Source organism: Fusibacter sp. (assembly GCF_057447755.1).
The window spans coordinates 21045-40675 of sequence record NZ_JBVBZF010000005.1 but is presented as its reverse complement, the minus strand read 5'-3'; the positions used below and the strand labels follow the sequence as shown (position 1 = coordinate 40675).

25 protein-coding genes are annotated in these 19631 nt (G+C 36.6%); 15 read left to right on the top strand and 10 right to left on the bottom strand.

Features of this window, described 5'->3' with window-relative positions; all coding sequences use genetic code 11:
- The 15 genes from AC220I_RS03810 to AC220I_RS03740 all read left to right on the top strand — a co-directional run.
- A partial coding sequence (locus AC220I_RS03810) for a hypothetical protein (protein WP_486722495.1) occupies positions 1–333 on the top strand: 333 nt, incomplete at its 5' end.
- Position 334: 1 nt separating this feature from the next.
- On the top strand, positions 335–547 hold the full coding sequence (locus tag AC220I_RS03805; RefSeq protein WP_486722494.1) for a hypothetical protein: 213 nt from the start codon (positions 335–337) through the stop codon (positions 545–547).
- Between the two features lie 31 nt (positions 548–578).
- Positions 579–1328, top strand: a complete 750-nt coding sequence (locus AC220I_RS03800) for a hypothetical protein (protein WP_486722493.1) — start codon at positions 579–581, stop codon at positions 1326–1328.
- A gap of 4 nt (positions 1329–1332) precedes the next feature.
- Positions 1333–5550: a hypothetical protein gene (locus tag AC220I_RS03795; protein ID WP_486722492.1), complete on the top strand. Its 4218-nt coding sequence runs from the start codon at positions 1333–1335 to the stop codon at positions 5548–5550.
- A gap of 23 nt (positions 5551–5573) precedes the next feature.
- Positions 5574–6167, top strand: a complete 594-nt coding sequence (locus tag AC220I_RS03790) for a hypothetical protein (protein ID WP_486722491.1) — start codon at positions 5574–5576, stop codon at positions 6165–6167.
- A gap of 8 nt (positions 6168–6175) precedes the next feature.
- On the top strand, positions 6176–6565 hold the full coding sequence (locus AC220I_RS03785) for a hypothetical protein (protein WP_486722490.1): 390 nt from the start codon (positions 6176–6178) through the stop codon (positions 6563–6565).
- Positions 6565–7452, top strand: a complete 888-nt coding sequence (locus AC220I_RS03780; protein ID WP_486722489.1) for a phage adaptor protein — start codon at positions 6565–6567, stop codon at positions 7450–7452. The genes AC220I_RS03785 and AC220I_RS03780 overlap by 1 nt, the downstream gene beginning before the upstream one ends.
- A gap of 1 nt (position 7453) precedes the next feature.
- Positions 7454–9466 carry a hypothetical protein gene (locus AC220I_RS03775; RefSeq protein WP_486722488.1) on the top strand — a complete coding sequence of 671 codons (2013 nt, stop codon included), beginning with the start codon at positions 7454–7456 and terminating at the stop codon, positions 9464–9466.
- Complete coding sequence (locus AC220I_RS03770) at positions 9463–9780, top strand: hypothetical protein (RefSeq protein ID WP_486722487.1); 318 nt, start codon at positions 9463–9465, stop codon at positions 9778–9780. The genes AC220I_RS03775 and AC220I_RS03770 overlap by 4 nt, the downstream gene beginning before the upstream one ends.
- 2 nt (positions 9781–9782) lie before the next feature.
- A complete protein-coding gene (locus AC220I_RS03765) occupies positions 9783–10670 on the top strand; it encodes a hypothetical protein (RefSeq protein ID WP_486722486.1) in 888 nt (295 codons plus the stop codon).
- Complete coding sequence (locus AC220I_RS03760) at positions 10639–10938, top strand: hypothetical protein (RefSeq protein WP_486722485.1); 300 nt, start codon at positions 10639–10641, stop codon at positions 10936–10938. The genes AC220I_RS03765 and AC220I_RS03760 overlap by 32 nt, the downstream gene beginning before the upstream one ends.
- 1 nt (position 10939) lies before the next feature.
- Complete coding sequence (locus AC220I_RS03755) at positions 10940–12010, top strand: hypothetical protein (protein WP_486722484.1); 1071 nt, start codon at positions 10940–10942, stop codon at positions 12008–12010.
- On the top strand, positions 12007–13830 hold the full coding sequence (locus AC220I_RS03750; RefSeq protein WP_486722483.1) for a hypothetical protein: 1824 nt from the start codon (positions 12007–12009) through the stop codon (positions 13828–13830). The genes AC220I_RS03755 and AC220I_RS03750 overlap by 4 nt, the downstream gene beginning before the upstream one ends.
- Before the next feature lie 142 nt (positions 13831–13972).
- Positions 13973–14269 carry a hypothetical protein gene (locus AC220I_RS03745; RefSeq protein WP_486722482.1) on the top strand — a complete coding sequence of 99 codons (297 nt, stop codon included), beginning with the start codon at positions 13973–13975 and terminating at the stop codon, positions 14267–14269.
- A complete protein-coding gene (locus tag AC220I_RS03740) occupies positions 14269–14499 on the top strand; it encodes a hypothetical protein (RefSeq protein ID WP_486722481.1) in 231 nt (76 codons plus the stop codon). The genes AC220I_RS03745 and AC220I_RS03740 overlap by 1 nt, the downstream gene beginning before the upstream one ends.
- A 227-nt stretch (positions 14500–14726) precedes the next feature.
- On the opposite strand, the gene AC220I_RS03735 is transcribed toward AC220I_RS03740, so the two are convergent.
- The 10 genes from AC220I_RS03735 to AC220I_RS03690 form a co-directional block, all read right to left on the bottom strand.
- Entirely contained in the window at positions 14727–15461 is a 735-nt protein-coding gene (locus AC220I_RS03735; RefSeq protein WP_486722480.1) for a 3'-5' exonuclease, read from the bottom strand.
- Positions 15458–15763: a hypothetical protein gene (locus AC220I_RS03730; protein ID WP_486722479.1), complete on the bottom strand. Its 306-nt coding sequence runs from the start codon at positions 15761–15763 to the stop codon at positions 15458–15460. Before AC220I_RS03730 ends, AC220I_RS03735 begins: the two co-directional genes overlap by 4 nt.
- Positions 15747–16115, bottom strand: a complete 369-nt coding sequence (locus tag AC220I_RS03725; protein WP_486722478.1) for a hypothetical protein — start codon at positions 16113–16115, stop codon at positions 15747–15749. Before AC220I_RS03725 ends, AC220I_RS03730 begins: the two co-directional genes overlap by 17 nt.
- Positions 16081–16323, bottom strand: coding sequence for a hypothetical protein (locus AC220I_RS03720; protein ID WP_486722477.1), 243 nt, complete (start codon positions 16321–16323; stop codon positions 16081–16083). Before AC220I_RS03720 ends, AC220I_RS03725 begins: the two co-directional genes overlap by 35 nt.
- 16 nt (positions 16324–16339) lie before the next feature.
- Entirely contained in the window at positions 16340–16615 is a 276-nt protein-coding gene (locus AC220I_RS03715; RefSeq protein ID WP_486722476.1) for a hypothetical protein, read from the bottom strand.
- Positions 16599–17099, bottom strand: a complete 501-nt coding sequence (locus AC220I_RS03710) for a hypothetical protein (protein WP_486722475.1) — start codon at positions 17097–17099, stop codon at positions 16599–16601. Before AC220I_RS03710 ends, AC220I_RS03715 begins: the two co-directional genes overlap by 17 nt.
- 3 nt (positions 17100–17102) lie before the next feature.
- Positions 17103–17789: a PD-(D/E)XK nuclease family protein gene (locus AC220I_RS03705; protein ID WP_486722474.1), complete on the bottom strand. Its 687-nt coding sequence runs from the start codon at positions 17787–17789 to the stop codon at positions 17103–17105.
- An 82-nt stretch (positions 17790–17871) separates the two neighbouring features.
- Entirely contained in the window at positions 17872–18465 is a 594-nt protein-coding gene (locus tag AC220I_RS03700; RefSeq protein WP_486722473.1) for a DUF669 domain-containing protein, read from the bottom strand.
- Positions 18466–18503: 38 nt separating this feature from the next.
- Positions 18504–18782: a DUF2829 domain-containing protein gene (locus tag AC220I_RS03695; RefSeq protein WP_486722472.1), complete on the bottom strand. Its 279-nt coding sequence runs from the start codon at positions 18780–18782 to the stop codon at positions 18504–18506.
- A 9-nt stretch (positions 18783–18791) separates the two neighbouring features.
- A complete protein-coding gene (locus AC220I_RS03690; RefSeq protein ID WP_486722471.1) occupies positions 18792–19475 on the bottom strand; it encodes an AAA family ATPase in 684 nt (227 codons plus the stop codon).
- Positions 19476–19631 lie beyond the last annotated feature (156 nt).

The window sequence follows — 19631 nt, the reverse complement described above, 5'->3', positions numbered from 1 at the left end:
TCTATTAAGACCGCTCAATTAAAAATGAGAGAATTGAATTTTATCATTGACGGTACTGCTGGTACTCCTGCGGCAACTGGATTTGATAGATTCCAGATTTCAAGTGTTGTTGATTTAGGTGTCGGTAACTATACAATCATATTCAAGAGTCCGTTTAATCGAGCATGTCAAGCAGGTGGTATTACATCTCTTACTGCCGATGTCGCAGTTCAAGTGACGGCAGTTGCTTATGACCGTATAACAGTTCAGTGTACTGCAGCTTCTACGGCTGCAGCTAAAGATGCTGATTTACACTTCTGTGTTAAAGGAACTGATTCTAGATACGACTTGTAATATGGAAAAGTTAAAAGAAAAAATGATTTTGCTTTTTACTGGAACCGTGGTTAGCACTTTAGTTGTGCTAATCACTTTTCTAGTTTCTTCTTATTTTGGAGACTTCGTAACTAAAGCAGAATACAATAAAGACAAAGCGGATATTGCAGTTATAAAAACTGATTTACAATATCTACGTAAGGGGCAAGACGATATTAAGAAATTGCTCCAATAACACTAAGATGCCCTAAAGGAGCGGAGGTTTTATGTCAGCGCTAAAAGGATTCACATCACTATTCAAAGGTATTAAATCAACATACAATGGAGCCGCAATTGCTTTAGAACAGATATTTGCTACTTTTCAGTATCAAGGATCTGGGAAAATAGGTTTAATGACGGCACCTAGATGGCTTTCTCAGGTATCTACTGGCAATACAATAGATGCTGCTGGAAGTACTCAGAGGGTGCTGGCCATAGCTGGGCATTCAATTAGAAAGTACGATGTACTCAGATTTACATCTGGACCAAACATAGGTGAAGAAGTTCAGGTTGTTGATCAGGCAGATGCCAACTCCGTATTACTTGGCCAAGAGCTTCCACAGGTTCCAGGCGCATCTGATGGATATACGCTCTTAAGACCTATGACACCTACACTTGATTCAGCAGGAAATATTTCAGTTGTTGAGGGAACATCAACTGTTATTGATTTTTTAGATAATCAGTCAATGGTTCCAACTGGAGCTAATGCAATTCCTGCCAGTGCAGCAGCACCACTTCAAGTAGTAGCAGCACTTGCTCAAGCATGTACTAGAATTCAAGTTATTTCAGATGTTGGTGAATTTATTAATCTATATACAGATGCAGCAGGTGCGGTTCTGATAGCTCACCTAGTGTTAACGCCAGATGAAATTGTTGATGTTGATATTCCTGCTGGAACCAGTATATATATAAGGGCAGCTAAGAATGCTTCTATTGATGATCCAAATGCAATTATATCAATGAACTTTATAGGGTAATATTATGCAAAAATTATTATTAGTATTTCTATTCTTATTTTCTTTTTCTGCAAACGGTGGAACAGGTGCTATACCGTCTGGTCCAAATATTAAATTACTGAAAGATAATCTTAGGTTCAAAAATACTGACACCAAGATAATGACAAATGATTCTGATGATCCAACATCTGTTGCAAAAGATGCAGAAATTGGTTCTCTTTATATCAGATCAACAACTGGTGTATTTTACCAAAAGCAAGATTCAGGATCTTCAACAAACTGGTTGCCATTGCTTATTGGTCCATCTGGTAGTGGTACTGACAATAGATTAGTTAGATGGGATGGAACTGGAGTCCCTGTTGTTCAGGATTCATTGGCCTCACTAGATGATGTCGGAGCATTAAGTGGATTAACTCAGTTAGATGTTGATAATATTCAAGTAAATGGAAATTCTATTATATCAACAGATGTAAATGGTGATGTTAACATTACTCCTAATGGTAGTGGTGAGGTTGTTGCCTCAACGCTTGAAGTAACAGATCTCAGTGATAATACAATTATAAGAGCAGATGGCGCTAATGGGCTTGTTTCATCAGGTGTAACAATAAATGCGTCTGATGAAGTTCTTGGTGCAACAAGATTAACTGTTGATAACGTAGAAATAAATGGAAACACTGTAGACAATACTGCTAGTGATCTTCTAATTACTGCAACTGGTGGAGATGTCTTAATTGATTCTAAGATAATTGGATCTCCAACATATACTACATATAAAGATATTCATAATTTATCACAAAGTTCTGGAACGCTAAATGATGTTTCATTTGTTGACAATGCTGATGGTACGATTGATGTTAGTGCTATAGATGGTCTAATTAGAGCAACAAATAGTGATACTGCTGACCTACTTTCTTTCTCTGTTGGTGCAACTTCTTCTCTTGCTTTGACAGATGCTAATCTAAACTGGATCTATGTTGAATATAATGCTGGATCTCCACAGGTTGTTGCAACAACAACAGAGAGGACTGATTACAATACAAATGTTTTACTAGGAAAGGTCTATAGAGATGGGACTAAAGCCCATATGAATGATAAAGAACATATTCATAACTATAATTTACCAAGCCTTTTAAACAGAAGGTTTTTTGGTACTGATCCATATGCACACGACTCTGGAGCAGATTTAACCGAAACTGGAACAAGAAATATTGCCATTTCCGCTGGTACTTTTTGGCATGGAGTTGATGAGTTCACAACAGCAGCTTTTGATTCCTCTGGAGCTGGAACTTTCTCGTATTGGTACGTTACTGCTGGTACATGGACTCAAGTAACTGGTCAGACTCAAATTGATAACACCCAATATAATGATACGACTACAGGACTTCAAACTCTTACTAATAATAGATATGGAGTTCATTGGGTTTATTTAGAGACTGATGGCGATGTGATGGTGGTTTATGGCCAAGGAGATTATCTTCTTCCAGCAGCTCTTGATGCTCAACCAGATGGTCTTCCAGATCTTATGCTTGCTCATGCTTTTCTTGTTGGTAAGATTATCATTCAGAAAAATAGTGCTACTTTTTATGGAGTATCTTCTGCGTTTGATACTAATTTTGTAGGAGCTATTACAGACCATAATTTACTATCTAACCTTCAGGGAGGAGCAGCTTCAGAATATTACCATCTAGATGCAACTGAGTTTGGTTTTCTTAACGGACAAGATCAATCAGTATTAACAACTTCATCTCCATCTTTTGCTGGACTTACTGTTGATAACTTGAATCTTAATGGAAATACAATATCATCAACTGCAGGAGATGTTGTTATAGCTCCAACAAGTGCAGATGTGTCAATAACTGGAGAGCTTGGTATAGGAATTGCTACACCAGCTAGGGATCTTCATATAAGCGGAACTGGAGATCAATACCTTAAGCTTACAAATACAGTAACTGGAGAAACAGCTTCCGATGGTTCTGAACTTAGATTAACTAGTTCAGGAGATTTTGGAATTCTTCAATATGAAACCACTAATGACATATACTTTCAAATTTATACCACTGAATTTATGAGACTAGATGGAAGCACTGGCAACATGGGATTTGGATCAAATGCCCCTGACGTTGATTGGCATTTTAAAGAAACTGGCGATGCTCTTATGAAAATTGAGGGTGGGGCTTCTAATGAATCAAGCATTCAGTTTAAAGTCAATTCTACCGATGTTGGTAGACTTGTTACAAGTCCAACAGAGGGTACGGATTTTACTCTAAGAGCAGAATCAGGGTATGGACTTGATTTCCATACTGGTGGATCTAATAGTAGATTTCAGATAGATTCAAGTGGAAATGCCGTAATGAATCCTCTTGGAACAGGATCTTTTGAACTTGATGTCGTGCTTGGCCTGCAAGAAGAGTCTACGCCATCTACGCCATCAGCCAATGAACATGCTTTATATTTTAAGTCTGATAATATTCTTTATTCTATTGACGATTCTGGAGATGAACTTCCTGTTGATAAGAAATTTGAAAGAGACTATTTACTTAATTGGGATTTTGAAAAGAATACTGCTGGAGAAAACTGGACATCTGGAGCTGGATCTTTATCTAGAGAGACAACTACTGTTTTTGAAGGCTCAGCATCTTTAAAGGTTACATTAACTGCTCAGACATTATCTATAAATCAAGATATTACAAAAAATCAATTCTATGGTCAGGAGCTTTGGTTTTCATGCCAAGTAAAATCTTCAGATACAACAATAAGACTATGTACTGACATTGGTGGTACAGAATACGAGTGCTCTGATTACTATGATGGAAGCGATAGATGGCTGCCTCTTGTTGCATCTGTACCCGGACAAACATCTGGAACAGTAGGTGTAACCATTAAGACAGATGGAAATATTACTGATGATGTGTTTATAGATAACTGTGATTTTACATCTAAATCTCCATATCCATATAAGAATCTTCAGGTTGAGCAATTTCTTAGATATGACCAATTAGGGTCTGATTTAACAAATGGAACCGATGAGATTGAGTTCAATCTATCTAACTTAACTAATACTGGATCAAATTTAATTTCAGCAACTGACGATTCTGGTAACACTAGGACAAAATTTACTGCCAATAAAGACATTAGGGTTCATGTAACTTTAAATGCTGCTACAGGATCTTCTGATGGAAATTTAGCAATTCTTAAAAATGGAACGGTTATTCACTGGAGTTCTAGAACAACTGGTGCCAATGAAACAAATGGTATAAGTGGATCATTTGAATTAAGCGCTGGTGATTACATAACAGTAGGCTTTCAGGGTGGCAGATCTGTTCTTGGTGGTGCAGATATTGATCTCCATATAGTTGCAGTTGGTATTGAAGATCATGTAATAACTCCTGCTAGATCAAATATGACAGATCCAGAAGCTTCTTCTGCTACTCTAAACTGGACAACAAATACAACCCATACGGCAAATCAATGGAGAGTTGGAAAGTATCTTTACATAGAGGGCAATATAACGCTTTCTGGAGCACCAGATTCAGCAACACTTACAATTACATTACCAGAAACAATTGATACAAGCTATTTTGATACCAATACTGATAATACAATTGGTGGATGGTTTGATTATATAGATGGAGGCGTAAGAGTCACTAATGCTGGTAAAATTAGATATGCTACCAGTACAACAATGATTTTTACAATTAATGATACTGATGTTACTCAGGCTTCTCCAATTACTTGGGCAAATACTGACGAAATTAACTATAGAATTAAGGTTCCTATAGCATCATGGAGAAGTGATGCCACATTCTTAGCGGCCATTCCTGTTGAGAAAGTGGCACATATAGATGTAAATGCTACCAACCATATTACCAGCGTTGCAGCCACAGCAGCCTATAAGACAATTACTCTCAGCACTCTTAGCGGAGACACAGGATTTGCATCAATTTCAAGTAACCAGTTAACACTTAAGGGCGTAAGTACTGGATCTAAGTATGAATTCTGCACATCGGTCGGTGCAGATGGTGGCACTGGACTTGTTGACTTCTTGGTATATAATATAACTGGAGCTGCTAACTATGAAGAGTTTCAAGATGTAGTTACAAGTCAATCTGGAAGTGAAGCATTTAATATGGTATGCGGAAATATTACGACTACAGCAGCTACAACTTTTGAATTTAGAACAAAGTCAGCAGTTGCAACGGGGAATGAATGGCATTCTCGTATAACCATAAGGGAGATAAAGTGAAAAATATAATTTTACTATTATTTTTGTCTATTGTTTGTTTTAGGGTAAGCGCTGCTACTAATTGTGGCACATCATCAATTGAGTCAATAAACTCATGTACAGTTGAAGATAGAATCCATAACTTAATTAGCAGAATGTATCCAATTTATGTTGCAGTTTCTGAAGGCGAGTATACAGGCGAAGCTTACACATTCGCTTTCGAAGCATATGATTCAAATTTCCCAAAATCTTTATACGACAGGCTTCTAATGAGTCCAAAGCCAACACTTGGAGAATTCCAAGCTGAGCTTGTTGTTTGGAAATCAGAGATGGTAGATGCGATAAATTGGAAAATCAGAGTGGACGCACAGAGAGATGATAAGATAAGGAAAAAGATGGAAAAATGTGGATATTTAGATCCTAACCCTGCGGTCTTGCTTAATAAAATTCATGACAATAAAGATACAATTAAATTAACCTGCCTAGAGTCGAAGCAGATAGAGGTTGATTCAGATATTGCTGCAAGTGCCTCAAAAAAGGCTTCTATAGTGGCTGCCATGGCAAGACTAAAGGCGGCAGATTGCTCCAGTCTTGTCAATTCCATTCTTCAGGATATCTGTGTTATAATTAAGAAATAGGAGTTTTTATGACTGAAGACGAAAAAAGAAGAAGAAAAAACTACTTAATAGATTCTGGTGGGCTGGATACTGCTGAAGATGATGTCTCTATAGCACCAGAGGTTGGAAAAACAGAGGTTTCATCACCATCTGAAAATCGTGCTCAAGGATTGGCTGCAAGTCAAGCTCTTAGCGGTGGAGATGTTGGTTCTTCATTAGCTACATATGGTGTTATGTCATCTGGTCCATATGCTCCATATGCAATAGGTGCTGGTCTAGGATTAAAAGTAATTGGAGCTGCAGCAAAAAGAAAAGAAAGAGAAAATGAACTTAGAGCAAAAATGAGGCTTGATAGGATACAAAGACAACAAAGTGCTATCAATAAACTTGTTGAAATATCAAAAGGAATGGGACTCTGATGAGACGACTTGAACATTTAATAAACGATATAAGGTTTAATTCCAATCAGGTTGATAGCAATCGATTTTCTGATATACGATTACATAAACTTTTTAATGATGCTCAAAAACAAATACAGGCCATAATTTTTATGTCAGATGTTGATTCTTCTATTTTTGAAGTTGATTATTATATGAACATGGTTGCTGATCAGGAGTCGTACTCTCTTCCAACAGACATTTACTCAGTTAGTAGTATAAGTGGAGTTGGAATAGCTCCAAATAATATTTCAAGCAACACAAGCTATAAATATACTCAGTTATCAAAAATAAGTAATAAAGAGAGGAGATCTCAATTAGGATATATAATAAAAAATAAAGCCGTTCTTATATCTCCAATACCAAGAGAATCTGTAACTAATGGCATATTGTTAACTTATATACAAAAGGTCGCAGATCTTTCGATTAGAATTGGTAAAATACAGGCATTTGTTTCTGGAGCAAGTATAACTCTTGCTGCTGGATTTTCAACTGAAACAATAGAAAATTATGCTGATCATGTTACAGTTGTTGATTCTGATGGTGTAATAAAACAAAGTGGAATAAACCTTAATGCATACGCTGCAGGTGTTATAACAACAGATACAGCTCTTACAGGCATAGCAATAAACGACTATGTTGTATTAGGTAAATACGCAACATCACATTCAGAATTGCCAGAAGAAACAGAGCCATTGCTTACTGCATTTGTTGAAAGGAAGATAGATGCAATAAATTCTTCAATTGATCTTCCAAATTCTCAAGTATTTACACAAGAAGAAAAAGATCTAGTAATACAACTTTTTTCAGATAAGGATAATGATGTTCAGTACCCTCCAATTACTGATAGTACTTACATCAATAATTAATATGACTTTACTTACAGTAACCAATTTTAAGGGATTAAATAAGAGAGATTCTGATATAGTCAGAAATCCTGAATACGCATCTGATCTTCAGAACGTTCTTCTCAATAACAGAAGAGAACTTATTAAAAGATATGGATTCACTCTTACTACAACACCTGGATTTTCATTACTTGATATAATGGAATATAAGACAACATCTGAACTTATTGGTGTCAGATCAACAGGGCTCTATAAACTCTCTGCTGGATCTTTTCAGTCTATAAATTTAGCAGGCTCTGCTCCTGCAGGTGGTTGGGGTGGAGTTGATTTTGATCAGTACAACAATTCACTTTATTTTACAGATATAGCTGGAAACACTGATCTTTTTAAATACGATGGATATGCTATCTATAGGGCAGGAATTCCTCAAGTTTATGCAACAACAGCAACTGGAGCAGGTGCAAAATATTATAGACTTGCCTATTACTTCATAGATGCACAAGGTGCAATTCATTGGGGAGACTATCTTCAGTTTGATTCACTAGCTGCTGGAGCATCATTCACAGTAAATACGTTTAATGGAACCGAATATTATGCAAAGGGTGCAATATCTAGTGGTGCTCAAACAATTAATGCTGGCAATCTAACGGCTAATGTAAATGCTGGACATAATTATGTAGCTGGTGATTTTATAAGAGGCTTAGATTCAACTGATAATAGATTTAAAATGCTTGAGGTTGATTCTGTTACGGCAACAACTGTTGTATTTACTGCCGGATCTGTTGGAGCAGGATCATTTTCATATGGAGCTGCTGAACAATTAGAGCGGCGTGTACACTGTGCAATATTCATTTCTGATTATGCTACTTGGGGATATTATCAAGACGCTACAGTTTCTCATCTAAATGGAAGTATAGCAACTCAGGTGGTAACATCTACTGGTGCAACAGCAGTTCCAATGGAAGATATTTATGATTCAACACTTATAAAAGGACTTCCACCAAAGTGTAAATATGTAAAAATATATGGACGCACTATGGTTCTTGGGAATAAAATAAATGAACAGCAATCATCCACAGACTTAACTGACTATACAAAAAGTCAAATAGCTTGGTCTGATACTGGCGTTGGATCTTCAGTTGAAACATTTCCTCCATTTAATAGGCAGCAGATAGGAAAAACATCAGAAGGAGAGATATCTGGACTTTTTGCTAGTGATAATGAACTTATTATTCTTAAAGAATTTCAGATTTATTATATTCATGGAATATTAATAGACAGAGCATTCAGATTAACCAGTGCCTTATCTGGTGGAATTGGTTGCACTTCTCATAGATCAATTGTAGAAGCTGAAAATGGATGCTTCTTTCAATCAGAAAAAGGAGTCTACTATGTAGGCGGTGGAAGAAAGCCAATAGAGATAAGTGATTTAATAGAGCCAATATTTACAAATGATACAACTGGACTTGACTTAACTAGATGTAGAGCAATTAGAGACACTAAGAATGAGCTGATAATGTTTTACATACCAGCCACCCTTACTGCTGATGATATTGTTCTTGTTTATGACTACTACTATAAAGAGTGGTTTCTATTTAAAGGTTATGATGCTGATGGTGGGTTTTGTATTTCTAATAATGTAATATACCATTCAAATGGGACTTCTCTATATACAGCAAGCTCAAGCTATAGTGACAATGGAAGTGCTATTAATGCATTTTATAGAACTGGTTATTACCACTTTGGTATGCCATCACTTCTTAAGAAATTTATAAGAGCTGTTGTTATGTCTATTGGAAGTTTATCTTGGGTTTGTAATCTTAAAACTCAAAAAGATTATGGGACAACTGATGATACTGATTCATCAATTAGTTTTTCATCTTCTGTAATATTTGAAGATAAGCCACTTAACTTATCAAATTGCTATTCTATGAGATTTGAATTTGCAAATAATGTGAATAACGAGGGTATGCTTGTCAGCGCCTATGAAATTGAATATGCTCAAAACCAAAGAGCTGTCAAGGGTGAATCGTGAAAATAGCTAATATACCAAATACAATGAATCAGGAGAATTTTGACAAGCTGGTTAATCAGATAAATGTTTTTATGCGGTCAGTCGGACTTGAGAATATGCAAGGTCAAATAATTGAAAACATCTATATTCCAGCAACCATTTCGATTGAAATTGCACATAGCTTGAAAGTCACCCCAAAATATAGGATAATTTTGAAACAGGTTAACGGTGGAGCTATAATAGACGGCGATACTGACTGGACAGAAACAAAAATATCATTAAAGAATACTGGAGCTACGGACGCATTAATTTCAGTTATTTTGCTTAGGAGTTAGTTATGGCAGGCGGCGCAGGTTACGATATCGGTTCTGGAATGGGTAATGCAAGTATAGACATTGCAAAATCACAGGACGAAAAAGCTAAACAGCCAAATTATTATACACCAACTGTTGGCCAATCAGATTGGGTTAACCAATTGCTTTTGTCATCAGATCCATCAATTGCATCTGGCCAGAGGGTCGGCTTAGAAAGAGGTGAAAGGGTTTACGGTCAATCTATCGATGAGACTGGTTCAAATGTTCAGGATATTGTAAAGAGAAGGCGAGAAAGACTAGAGGGATTAGATCCAGCATCTACAAGAATGAGAGAGTCTAGGAATAGACAGATAAGAATGGCAAAGGCTTCTGGTGCATCTCCAGAAGAGATAGCTCAGATAAGCAGAAATGCTGAATCTGATATTGCTAACCAAGAGTATAAGAAAGCTTCTCAGTCACTTAATGAATATCAAAAATTAATAGGAAATATTCTTAAAGGGCAAACAGGTCTTGAACTTGGATTTGCTGGCCTTGAGAAGTCTGGTGAATATGTTCCAACTCCGTCGTCTGGAGGTGGACTACTTGGAACCGTTATCTGTACTGAACTATATATTCAAGGTTATATGCCATATGAGATATATTTAAAGGATCGTGAGTATGGAAAATGTATCAGAAGAGATAATCCTCATATTTATACTGGTTATATCTTTTTGGCTTCTCCAGTTGTTAGGATGATGAGAAAATCTAAACTAGTTACAAAGATAATATCAGTTCCCGGAATAGCATGGGCAAGAAACATGGCAGGAGAAAAAAATATTCTAGGATCTGTTATTGGTTATTTTGGTGAAAAAGTTTGTGGAATTATAGGAAGGTGTTTATATGGAATACAAATCCCCAAAGCTGAGGCTTAAAAAAAGAAAAAAAGAATCTGTAGAACCAATGGCTGAAGAATCTGAATTAGGTGGATCAGTATCTATTGGAAAAGAAAAAAAACTTAGTCTTGCAAAAATTCCTGGCAAGAAAATGGGAAAAACTATTATAAGAAAATCTAAAGGCATTTCAGAACCTAATATCATTGATGCTAGAAGCGAAACTAGAGAAGTAATGAAAGAGGGTCTTGAAAAAGAAAGACTAAAAAGAGAGCGCGAACTTTATAAAAAACTATTAAAAATGAAGTGATATGGAAGATACAACAGAAGAAAAACAATTATTCGACTATTTAAAGCCAACTAGTCAGGAAGATAGGAATAAAAGATTTATTATGTCTGGAGCTACACCTCTTCTTGTCGGATTGTTATCTGGAAACATGGGAGACGCTGCTGATATTGCAGGCCAAGCACTTCTGGATGAGGATAGAAGACAGTTAAAAGAAGATTCAGATTTAATGACATATCTGATGAAGAAAAAAACAACATCTGACAATAAGCTTTATAAAATAAGAGATCCTAAAACTGGCGATATTAAGTACGGAACACATGAGCAAGCTCTAGGAAGTCTTGCTCCTCACCTAAGAAGGCCAGAAACTGAAGAGATTAGTATTGCCGAAGGCAAGTCAAAAGTAAGAAAAAAGGAATACACTGATTTAGGTAAAGATATTCAGGTTGTTGAAGATCCAATTAGTGGTGAGAAGGTCATGGTTAGCAAAAAAACTAAAAAAGTGGTTGCTAAACCAATGGAAATCCCAAAAGAATATCCACAGGGATGGACAAAAACAAAAGAAGATTTAACTCAGAAAACAGTTAAAGATTTTAATTCTGTTGTAAAAAAACATGATGAAGCTATAACATCTTTAGATAAAGCAGAAAGGTCGTTGGCAAATGGTGGTCAATTTGCTGAAAAACTTGGTGTTATGCAACTAGTAAAAGATGTTGAAACAAGATTATCAGATTACGATAGAACTTTTTATATTAATCAATTAGGGTATATAAGAAGCTTTATGGATAAGCTTAAGAGAGAGAAGACTGGAAGGCTTCCAAGTTATATTGTAAAAGAGGCTAAAGAGCTAATAGCTAACGCAAAAAGAGCAACATCTTCACATATATTAAAGCAAAGAGATAGGCGAGTCCGTCAATTAAAAGCTGCTGGAATTCCTTCAGATTATGCAACAAGCAGATTTGGGCTTAAAGAATCTCAAGGGATAAGTTTTCCAAAAGGTGGAACAGTTAGAGTATCGAATGGAAAAGAAACGTATGATATAAATCCTAAAGACCTTAAAGATGCTCAGAAAGATGGATTCAAGGTGGTTGAATGAACTGGAAAACTAGAGCTAAAAAAGTAGAACCATCAGAATCTCCAGAGCTTCCTAAATGGAAAGAAGAAGCTAAGCTGGTAGAAGAAAAAAGACAAGCCAATGTTGAACGTGGTGCAGAAACTCGTGAACAAATACTTGAAAATGCCAAGGAGTTTTTTACTCCACCAAAGCTAGAACATTTAGGGATATCAGCAGCTCAAGGTGCTACGCTAAGTTTTGCTGATGAAATTGCGGGGGGTCTTTCAGCAGCATGGCAAAAAGCAAGTGGCGATAAAAGACCATATTCAGAAATATATAAAGAGGTCAGAGACGCTGTTAGAGGAAAAACATCAGAGGCAAGAGAGCAAAGTCCAGTAACTTCTTTTGTTGCTGAAATACTTGGCTCTGCTCCATATGGTGGAAGTGGCATTATGAGACGAGCTGCAACTGGAGCCGCAATTGGTGCTGGAGAAGCAAAAGAGGTTGAAGACGTTCCATCTATGTCTGCAATAGGTGGTGCGCTTGGAGGAACATCTGAAGCAATAACAAAAGCTGTTGGTAGCATGTTTAAAGATCCTAATATCTTAAGGGCAAGATACACTGGTGCAACTCCTAAAGAATTTGAAAGAGTTGGCCTTCTTGGAGATCCTGAGAAATCTGCAGAGTTTCTTGATAAAACAGGATTCTTTAAAAACAAGTCTGCAGAGTTTTCTCCAGAAAAAATGTCATTTGTTCCTACTAAAAAAGGAGGCTTCCCTAGCAGACAGGAAGCACTTAAAAGAGCAAAAGATGCTATAAATAAACTAGGAGAGTATATTCAGTCAAAGATATCAAAAAAATCTCCAGATTTCGTAATTGAAGGAGTTCCATCTGAAGGAGTTTATTCTTGGGAAGATTTTATAGGAGATGAATCTCTACTGGATGATGTCAATAATTATCTCTCTAAGGTGTATGGCCAAAAGGAAGCTAATGCTGCTGCAGAGAAAACTATGAACAAATTTCTAGAGGAAATTGGTGAAGGAAGTACACTATCTGATATTCAAAGAATAAAGCAAAATCTAATGGCAAGTATAGCTGAAGGATATAAAAAACAAGATCCAGATTTAGTAGATCTTAATATGAAAAAAATTATAGCCAATAGGCTTAAAAACTTTATAACTGAACAAATGGGTGAAGAGGGTGCTGACATAGCTCATGCAAATGAGATAATGCACAACTTATTCAACGTCAAGACAACATTATCAAAAAAGGTTTCTGCAGAGAAGGCTGGTATGAACAGATCAAATATACCTGCTTTTGGGCAAATTGGATATAAAGTACAAAGAGGTATGGAAATTCTTGGTGGTGGAGAAAAGGGTCTTTTGTCTAGAGCAAGAGGTGCTGAAATTATTGATTCAATTCCAGAAGGAATAAAAAGGCCAGCCAGAATGACACCACTTCAGATTATCAAAGGTGCTGAAGAGGATTATGGTCGTGAACCACAATCAATTCCTGAATCTATCGTTAGAACTCCCCTACCTAGAGACACTGATCGCATTCTAGAGGGCAAGGATTTTGTTCTAGCTAAGGCAGCTCAGCAAGCTCCAGAGATGTTTGACCACGTTAGAGAAGTGCTTGAAAACAATCCTGAAGTCCTTCCAGATATTCTTCCCGGTCTAGTCAATGGGTTTCCTCAACTGTTTGAAAGAGATCAATATAATAGAGTAGACGGTAAAATAATTGACCCTGCTATGAGGGAAAAGGCAAGAAAAGACACAATGATGAGAGAAGATTTGTCAAAGATAGAAAAAGCAATAATAATTAACGAACTCAATAAAACGGGGATATTCCATGACAATTGAAATCTTTACTGGCACACCTGAAGCTTTACAAGTACGATTGGCTGCAATCGTGGCAATGCCAGCTACTATTAATGATGTTATAACCACTCATAATAGAGGAACTTATATTATACTATGGACCTAACACATAAGGAGATTTTTTATGGAAGGTGAAGTAAAACAAGAAATGGGGATTGAACAAGTCCTAGAACTACTAGACGCAGTTAAAAAATTGGCTGTAGCTGGAATTAAAATCGGAGCAGACGGAAAGATCAATACTGGAGATCTTATGGAAGTAGTTGCCCTAGCAAAGGACGCTGATTCCATTATAGAGGGATTTAAAGATCTAGACGTTGCCATGAAGCAACTTAAAGACGTTGATGAAATGGAAGCTGCTCAACTAGTTGCTAAGGGATTTGAAATTGCCAAGGCAATTAAATCCGCTAAGGAAGCTGTATAATGTGGGCAAACCTGCTATCAATTGTTGGGGCGATCAAATCGATCGCCTCAATTTTTAAAATTATCGACGGATGGGTTGATAAGTGGAATGATAGCAAAATCGACAAGCATTATGCCAACAAGAAGGCAAGAAGAGACAGACTTCTAGAACAAATAGAAAAGGAAAAGGATGATGAGAAACTGCGTGAATTGCATCGTAAGCTTCGTGCTATTGATTCTGTTGGGCTGTAATGGTACTCAAACTATTAAGCTAGTAGAAATCCCTAGCTGCTCAAAACTTAATGCTCCAGGTATGACTTGCACAATCCCTGATGGATTTAAAGTGCCTGATGTATGTTATCAGCGTGATGATAAGCATGAATATGAGTGTTCTTCTATTCCCTCTGGTTGGCAAATAACAAGTCCAGAAGGATATGGGGCACTAAAAGATGATATCGATTCAAAGCTTAAAGAATTAGCTAAGCTTCGCCGTAGACATTCCAAATCTCTTCAAGAATAATTCTAAGGGCCTCTTTATTACTGGTTCCATATTCAGTTATAAATATACACCCATCTCCGTTGAACATTACATATTTAAGATCTAGATATTTTTTTCTTTTATTGATTTCAGAAAGCTCTCCAACTTCGTTAACCCTTGTGGCATTGGCAGCTATCATGGCATTCATCATTTCATAAATAGTAGCTGTTGCTATTGCATCATGTAGTGCATCATGAGATGTTGTTTCAATTCTGAAGTACTTACATAAGGTTTCTAGCTTGTAATTCTTCACAGGAATCAAGGACTTCTTTTTAGATGCCATTTCAGCGGTACATTTCCATTCTGGGCGTACTTTCCGGTGCCATTCATTAATTAGTCCATAATCCCTAACGAAGCGCTCTAGGTAGTTCTTATCGCCTTTAGGATTGTGTCCGATTACTGTAAACACTGTGTCATACTTATCAAGAAAGCTTCTTAATTTCTGAGCTGCTTCTACAGGATGCTGAAATGTTAGCGCTCTCTTTCTTGGAATTTTGTGAACTTTTTCAGCACCCACATTCCATATCTTTGTTAATGGCCTGATGAACTCATTGAATGGTTCTTCCTTGACTCCGTTAATTATTGGAACAATTGCTATTTGAAGCAGCTCTCCCGACTTGTTTTTTGTTGGTGAGAAAAACGACGTGTATTCGGTGTCTATTGATAAGTAATTCATTCTTTTGGAACAATCCATTTTGCAGCAGAAGAAACTGGATTAACTATCATCTCTCTTTGAGCTTTCCAGTAATCAAGCTCCTTGTCACTACTTGGATTTTTATTCATACTCATAATTTTTGTTATTATTAAATGAATTCTTTTAAGCTCTTCTTCAATATTAAATTGTGGCTTAATCATTTCAATTCTTGGTTCCATATACTTCTCCCTATTGTATCCGCATCTACAAGTTGTTTGAAAACCAAATCTCTTTTTAGTGCATATTGGGCATTTCCACTCTCCAAAGCTACTTAACCAGTTCAAGAGGTCTAACTCCCATCATTGTCTGAGCATCAATTGCTTCAGCCAGTTTAGTTTGAATCTGAATAATATCAGTTGCGTGCATATGTCCTTTTTGCAATTCATTTTGAAGAACTATATTGCAGCAATGCCATAATGGTTTAAGCTGCTTTTCTTTTATTTTGATAGTGAACTCTTTTTTAGTATCCTTATCCTGATTTGCTAGGTCGCTCATGGCCTCTAATAGCAGAGCTGCATCTTGAGGAGCTGGTATCTCATTATTCAGCACTATCATTATGCAGCTATGAACACCAAGGAGTTCATTTCTCTTGATTTTGATTTCAAATAATGATTGGCATGAAGATTGGTTTTTCATAATCACTTACTCCTCTAAACATTAACGATTTATCTATTATATATCCGGTATCATCCGGTAAACTATCATTTATTTCTACGTCCATTCCAAAAATTGTTGCTATTGGTACATTTTCAATATTAGCCGTTGGAGATCTAAATCCTTCAAGATTTTTAAGTACTTCATCACCCCACCAGAACTCATCTATGAACTGCTCAACAGTTCTCATATGGTATTCATAATGATCAAGCAAAGAAGTCATAATCAGCGCACCAATCCTCAATTATCGGCATTCTTTCATAATACCCATCAAGAGCATATCGCTCTCTTCTTAGTTTTTCTTCTTTTTTTAATTTTTTCTCTAACTCTTTTTTCTTCTCTTTTTCAATTTCCGCTATTTCAGAAGGATTTAAGATTTCTCTAGCGTGAACACCACCACAATCACTACAGATGAGATGTCTTCCGTCCCATCTGAAGTGATTTATAGCATTACACCATTCGCATCTACTTATGTTTTCCATCGTTTATATGCTCTAACTTTAAGTGCTGGGTTTGCATTGTGCTGTTTGAAAGACCAACAGCCTTGATCACCTCTTTTGATAATTCAGTGACTGCTTTTGTTTGGGCATTTCCTTCCTCGTGTAGCTTCATGGTTGCTTCAGATAGTTTGTCGTAGTTTTTCTTAAGCATTCTTTCGATCTCTTTAGAGATCTTGTCATTTGAATCTTCCTTGACTCTGGTAAGTTCTCTTTGGTGCTTTGTCTCAATTTTCATAAGCTCTTTAGATAGTTTATCTTCATAAGCTGCTACAATTTTTTTCTCCTTAAGCTCGAATTCCTGCTCCATTCTTCCTCTATCTATCTTAAGCTGTTTAAGCTTATTTTCAATATCCATCTGAACAGTCTTTTTCTCAATCTCGAATTTTTTCATTTCTTCATGTAGAGATTCCCTTTTCTCTCTGAGAACCTTAAATTCATTCCACTCTTTGTTGTTTAAAAATTTCATTCTTCACTCCTCGATGTTGTTCCAACATTCACTATGATAGTTGCAAAATTTGCATTTATAAAAAGTCGGTTTGCTGTATGGCCTAACAGGTATGTCGTTTACCATGTTAGATATCTCATGACCACGCAATAATTGTCTTTCAGCAAACTTCTTGTCTAATTTTACTCTCTCGAAATACAACTCGCAGTTATCCTTATTGATGACTACCACTAGGCAATCTCCAAGACCCATTTTCAGCATATAAACATGAATCTGAGTCCAGTACTTTTTGTCTGACTTGAAACCTTTTTCAGTGAACGCCTTGAATCTTTTTGCATTTGCTGATTTAATCTCAAGAAGGTGGGGCTTAGTAGACTCTGGAAGTCCCGTAATTACACCGTCAATATGACCAGCTATTTTGCCATCAACGAATCCAAACTGTTCACCATTCTCCATTTCAGTATAAATAGTCATACCAGCATCTCTCAAGAGCTTGATGACATAATCTTCATAAAGATCTCCCACTCTGAATATCCTATTAACTCTAGGGTCAAGTATCGGCTTAGGCTGGTGGTATGAGTACCACAGCTCTCTAGAACATTCAGTACCAAGTCCAGAAGCTCCCATATAGTCACGACTTCCTTTTTCTTGCACCTGCTTAACAATGGCATCATCTATAAGTTTAGCTATTCCTAATTTTATTTCAGTCATATTTAAGTCCCCTCTATTAATTTAAAAAATAGGGAGCCATCCACACAGACAGCTCCCTAGAATTCCCCGAACACGGACTAGCTTATTTCATCCAAGGAAACTGCGCTGCTGCCTGAGTAGGTAAAGGAGCAGGCGCTTCACCTTGGGACAAGCTAGGTTGTTGTACTTGTGGTGTAGGTGCTGGCGTTACCGTAGGTTGAGGTGCTGGGGCCATCTCAAGCTTCGGTTGAGGTGTTGAAACTTGCTGTTTAACTTCCTCATATTCATAGTACGATTTGAACTTGTTTTCAGTTGTATCGATTTCTTTACCATCTACTGTAGTAAATGTAGAATCAACTTCTTCAATATAGATATTGAATTTAAGTCCAAGTAGCTCATTGGTGTCAGATATGAGGTTTGGATTTCTGTGCTTACCAACAGTTGCTACTGTTTTTAATGTTGATAACCCAATTCTTTGAGCATCTTCATTGCTATTAACAATATTAAGTCTATCAGTCAGTACAAGTCCAGCGTGATCTCCAGACAGAATTTTATACCCTAGTTCGATATAATATCCACCCTTTGACTTTGTTTCTTTTACTTCAGCTCTTTCAATTTCAACTGAATAATTTCCTGTTGGAACTACTACTTTTGAAGACAGTGTATTAACACCACTTAGATCTAAATTTAATTGCATTTCATTTCTCCTTATGTTTATGCGCAACTCTACGCTTTTTAAATAAAAATCATCCAATCTTCTGCCAATATGTCTGACTGAGACGCTACCCATGGCACTAATTCTCCATCAGCCGGATACATGTATATATATGGCCTTCTCATTTTAGAATTTTCATCTGGAAATTGAATAGATATCCACATTCCTTTACCATTCCATCCTTTTCTTGTCACCTTATACCCAGATCCCTGCTGAAGATGCTTAAGTGCTTCACCAAATGACAAATTAGATGTCTTATTTGAGTCAGGACATCCAGGACTTGTTGGAAATTTATCCATATATTTCTCCTATTGTTTGCCCAATAATTTTTGGGTAAGTTTATATAGATTAGGTTCTTCGTAATCTTCTAGTGTGACATTCATCCAAGGACTTAATCTTCCCTTAGCTATTTTACTAATTAGAGGATTTGTAACAAATGCTCTTACCTTTTGTCCATTTGAATTGTCAACAACATCTAAATGAAAAGATAGGTCAAATTGCTTAAGAACCATCTCAGGAAGTTTTCCATCAAAGTTTAGGTTCTGAACGATTGATAAACCATCCTTATCTTCCTTGGTGTGACAAGTGAAAAAGACATTTATCGGTAATTGTCTAGCAAGACGAATTGAATGAAGCATTTTATCAATAATTTCCTCATGCTTGGCATAATTTTGTTTTGCTGTAAATTTCCCTCTGACTTCATGCTTAAGTACGTCATATATCTCAGTTAATGAATCAATGTAGAGGTACTTACACCATGGAGCTGTCTTTCTAATATTGGCTAATATGTCAATCAAGTCATCATAACCAGTAATGTTGGTAAAGGCATAATTAGATCCTTTAATAGATAGCAATCCATCTTCAACTGAGACTATAAGTGTCTCTTGAATTGGAAAGGTCGTTGCCTGTGTTGTCTTTCCCACACCCGGCTTTCCCGGTATTAATCCATACACGTGATGATCACCTTCTGCTGTTGCTTGTTGGATTTTCATATATTCCCCTTAATGGCTAAATAGTTTCTAACTGTTGAGCCGCCTCTTTTTTCTTTGGCATTTTCATAACAATTTTTACAAACTATAGTATTCTTCCATTTTCTATCAGTTCTCATTCCACAGATGTTGCATTTATGAGCACCTTTTCGCACAGGA

Bases quoted from the DNA above. Each gene is read 5' to 3' on its own strand.
- AC220I_RS03805 (WP_486722494.1), top strand. From the start codon at position 335: ATGGAAAAGTTAAAAGAAAAAATGATTTTGCTTTTTACTGGAACCGTG.
- AC220I_RS03800 (WP_486722493.1), top strand. From the start codon at position 579: ATGTCAGCGCTAAAAGGATTCACATCACTATTCAAAGGTATTAAATCA.
- AC220I_RS03795 (WP_486722492.1), top strand. From the start codon at position 1,333: ATGCAAAAATTATTATTAGTATTTCTATTCTTATTTTCTTTTTCTGCA.
- AC220I_RS03785 (WP_486722490.1), top strand. From the start codon at position 6,176: ATGACTGAAGACGAAAAAAGAAGAAGAAAAAACTACTTAATAGATTCT.
- AC220I_RS03780 (WP_486722489.1), top strand. From the start codon at position 6,565: ATGAGACGACTTGAACATTTAATAAACGATATAAGGTTTAATTCCAAT.
- AC220I_RS03775 (WP_486722488.1), top strand. From the start codon at position 7,454: ATGACTTTACTTACAGTAACCAATTTTAAGGGATTAAATAAGAGAGAT.
- AC220I_RS03765 (WP_486722486.1), top strand. From the start codon at position 9,783: ATGGCAGGCGGCGCAGGTTACGATATCGGTTCTGGAATGGGTAATGCA.
- AC220I_RS03760 (WP_486722485.1), top strand. From the start codon at position 10,639: ATGGAATACAAATCCCCAAAGCTGAGGCTTAAAAAAAGAAAAAAAGAA.
- AC220I_RS03755 (WP_486722484.1), top strand. From the start codon at position 10,940: ATGGAAGATACAACAGAAGAAAAACAATTATTCGACTATTTAAAGCCA.
- AC220I_RS03750 (WP_486722483.1), top strand. From the start codon at position 12,007: ATGAACTGGAAAACTAGAGCTAAAAAAGTAGAACCATCAGAATCTCCA.
- AC220I_RS03745 (WP_486722482.1), top strand. From the start codon at position 13,973: ATGGAAGGTGAAGTAAAACAAGAAATGGGGATTGAACAAGTCCTAGAA.
- AC220I_RS03740 (WP_486722481.1), top strand. From the start codon at position 14,269: ATGTGGGCAAACCTGCTATCAATTGTTGGGGCGATCAAATCGATCGCC.
- AC220I_RS03735 (WP_486722480.1), bottom strand. From the start codon at position 15,461: ATGAATTACTTATCAATAGACACCGAATACACGTCGTTTTTCTCACCA.
- AC220I_RS03725 (WP_486722478.1), bottom strand. From the start codon at position 16,115: ATGAAAAACCAATCTTCATGCCAATCATTATTTGAAATCAAAATCAAG.
- AC220I_RS03720 (WP_486722477.1), bottom strand. From the start codon at position 16,323: ATGAGAACTGTTGAGCAGTTCATAGATGAGTTCTGGTGGGGTGATGAA.
- AC220I_RS03715 (WP_486722476.1), bottom strand. From the start codon at position 16,615: ATGGAAAACATAAGTAGATGCGAATGGTGTAATGCTATAAATCACTTC.
- AC220I_RS03710 (WP_486722475.1), bottom strand. From the start codon at position 17,099: ATGAAATTTTTAAACAACAAAGAGTGGAATGAATTTAAGGTTCTCAGA.
- AC220I_RS03705 (WP_486722474.1), bottom strand. From the start codon at position 17,789: ATGACTGAAATAAAATTAGGAATAGCTAAACTTATAGATGATGCCATT.
- AC220I_RS03700 (WP_486722473.1), bottom strand. From the start codon at position 18,465: ATGCAATTAAATTTAGATCTAAGTGGTGTTAATACACTGTCTTCAAAA.
- AC220I_RS03695 (WP_486722472.1), bottom strand. From the start codon at position 18,782: ATGGATAAATTTCCAACAAGTCCTGGATGTCCTGACTCAAATAAGACA.
- AC220I_RS03690 (WP_486722471.1), bottom strand. From the start codon at position 19,475: ATGAAAATCCAACAAGCAACAGCAGAAGGTGATCATCACGTGTATGGA.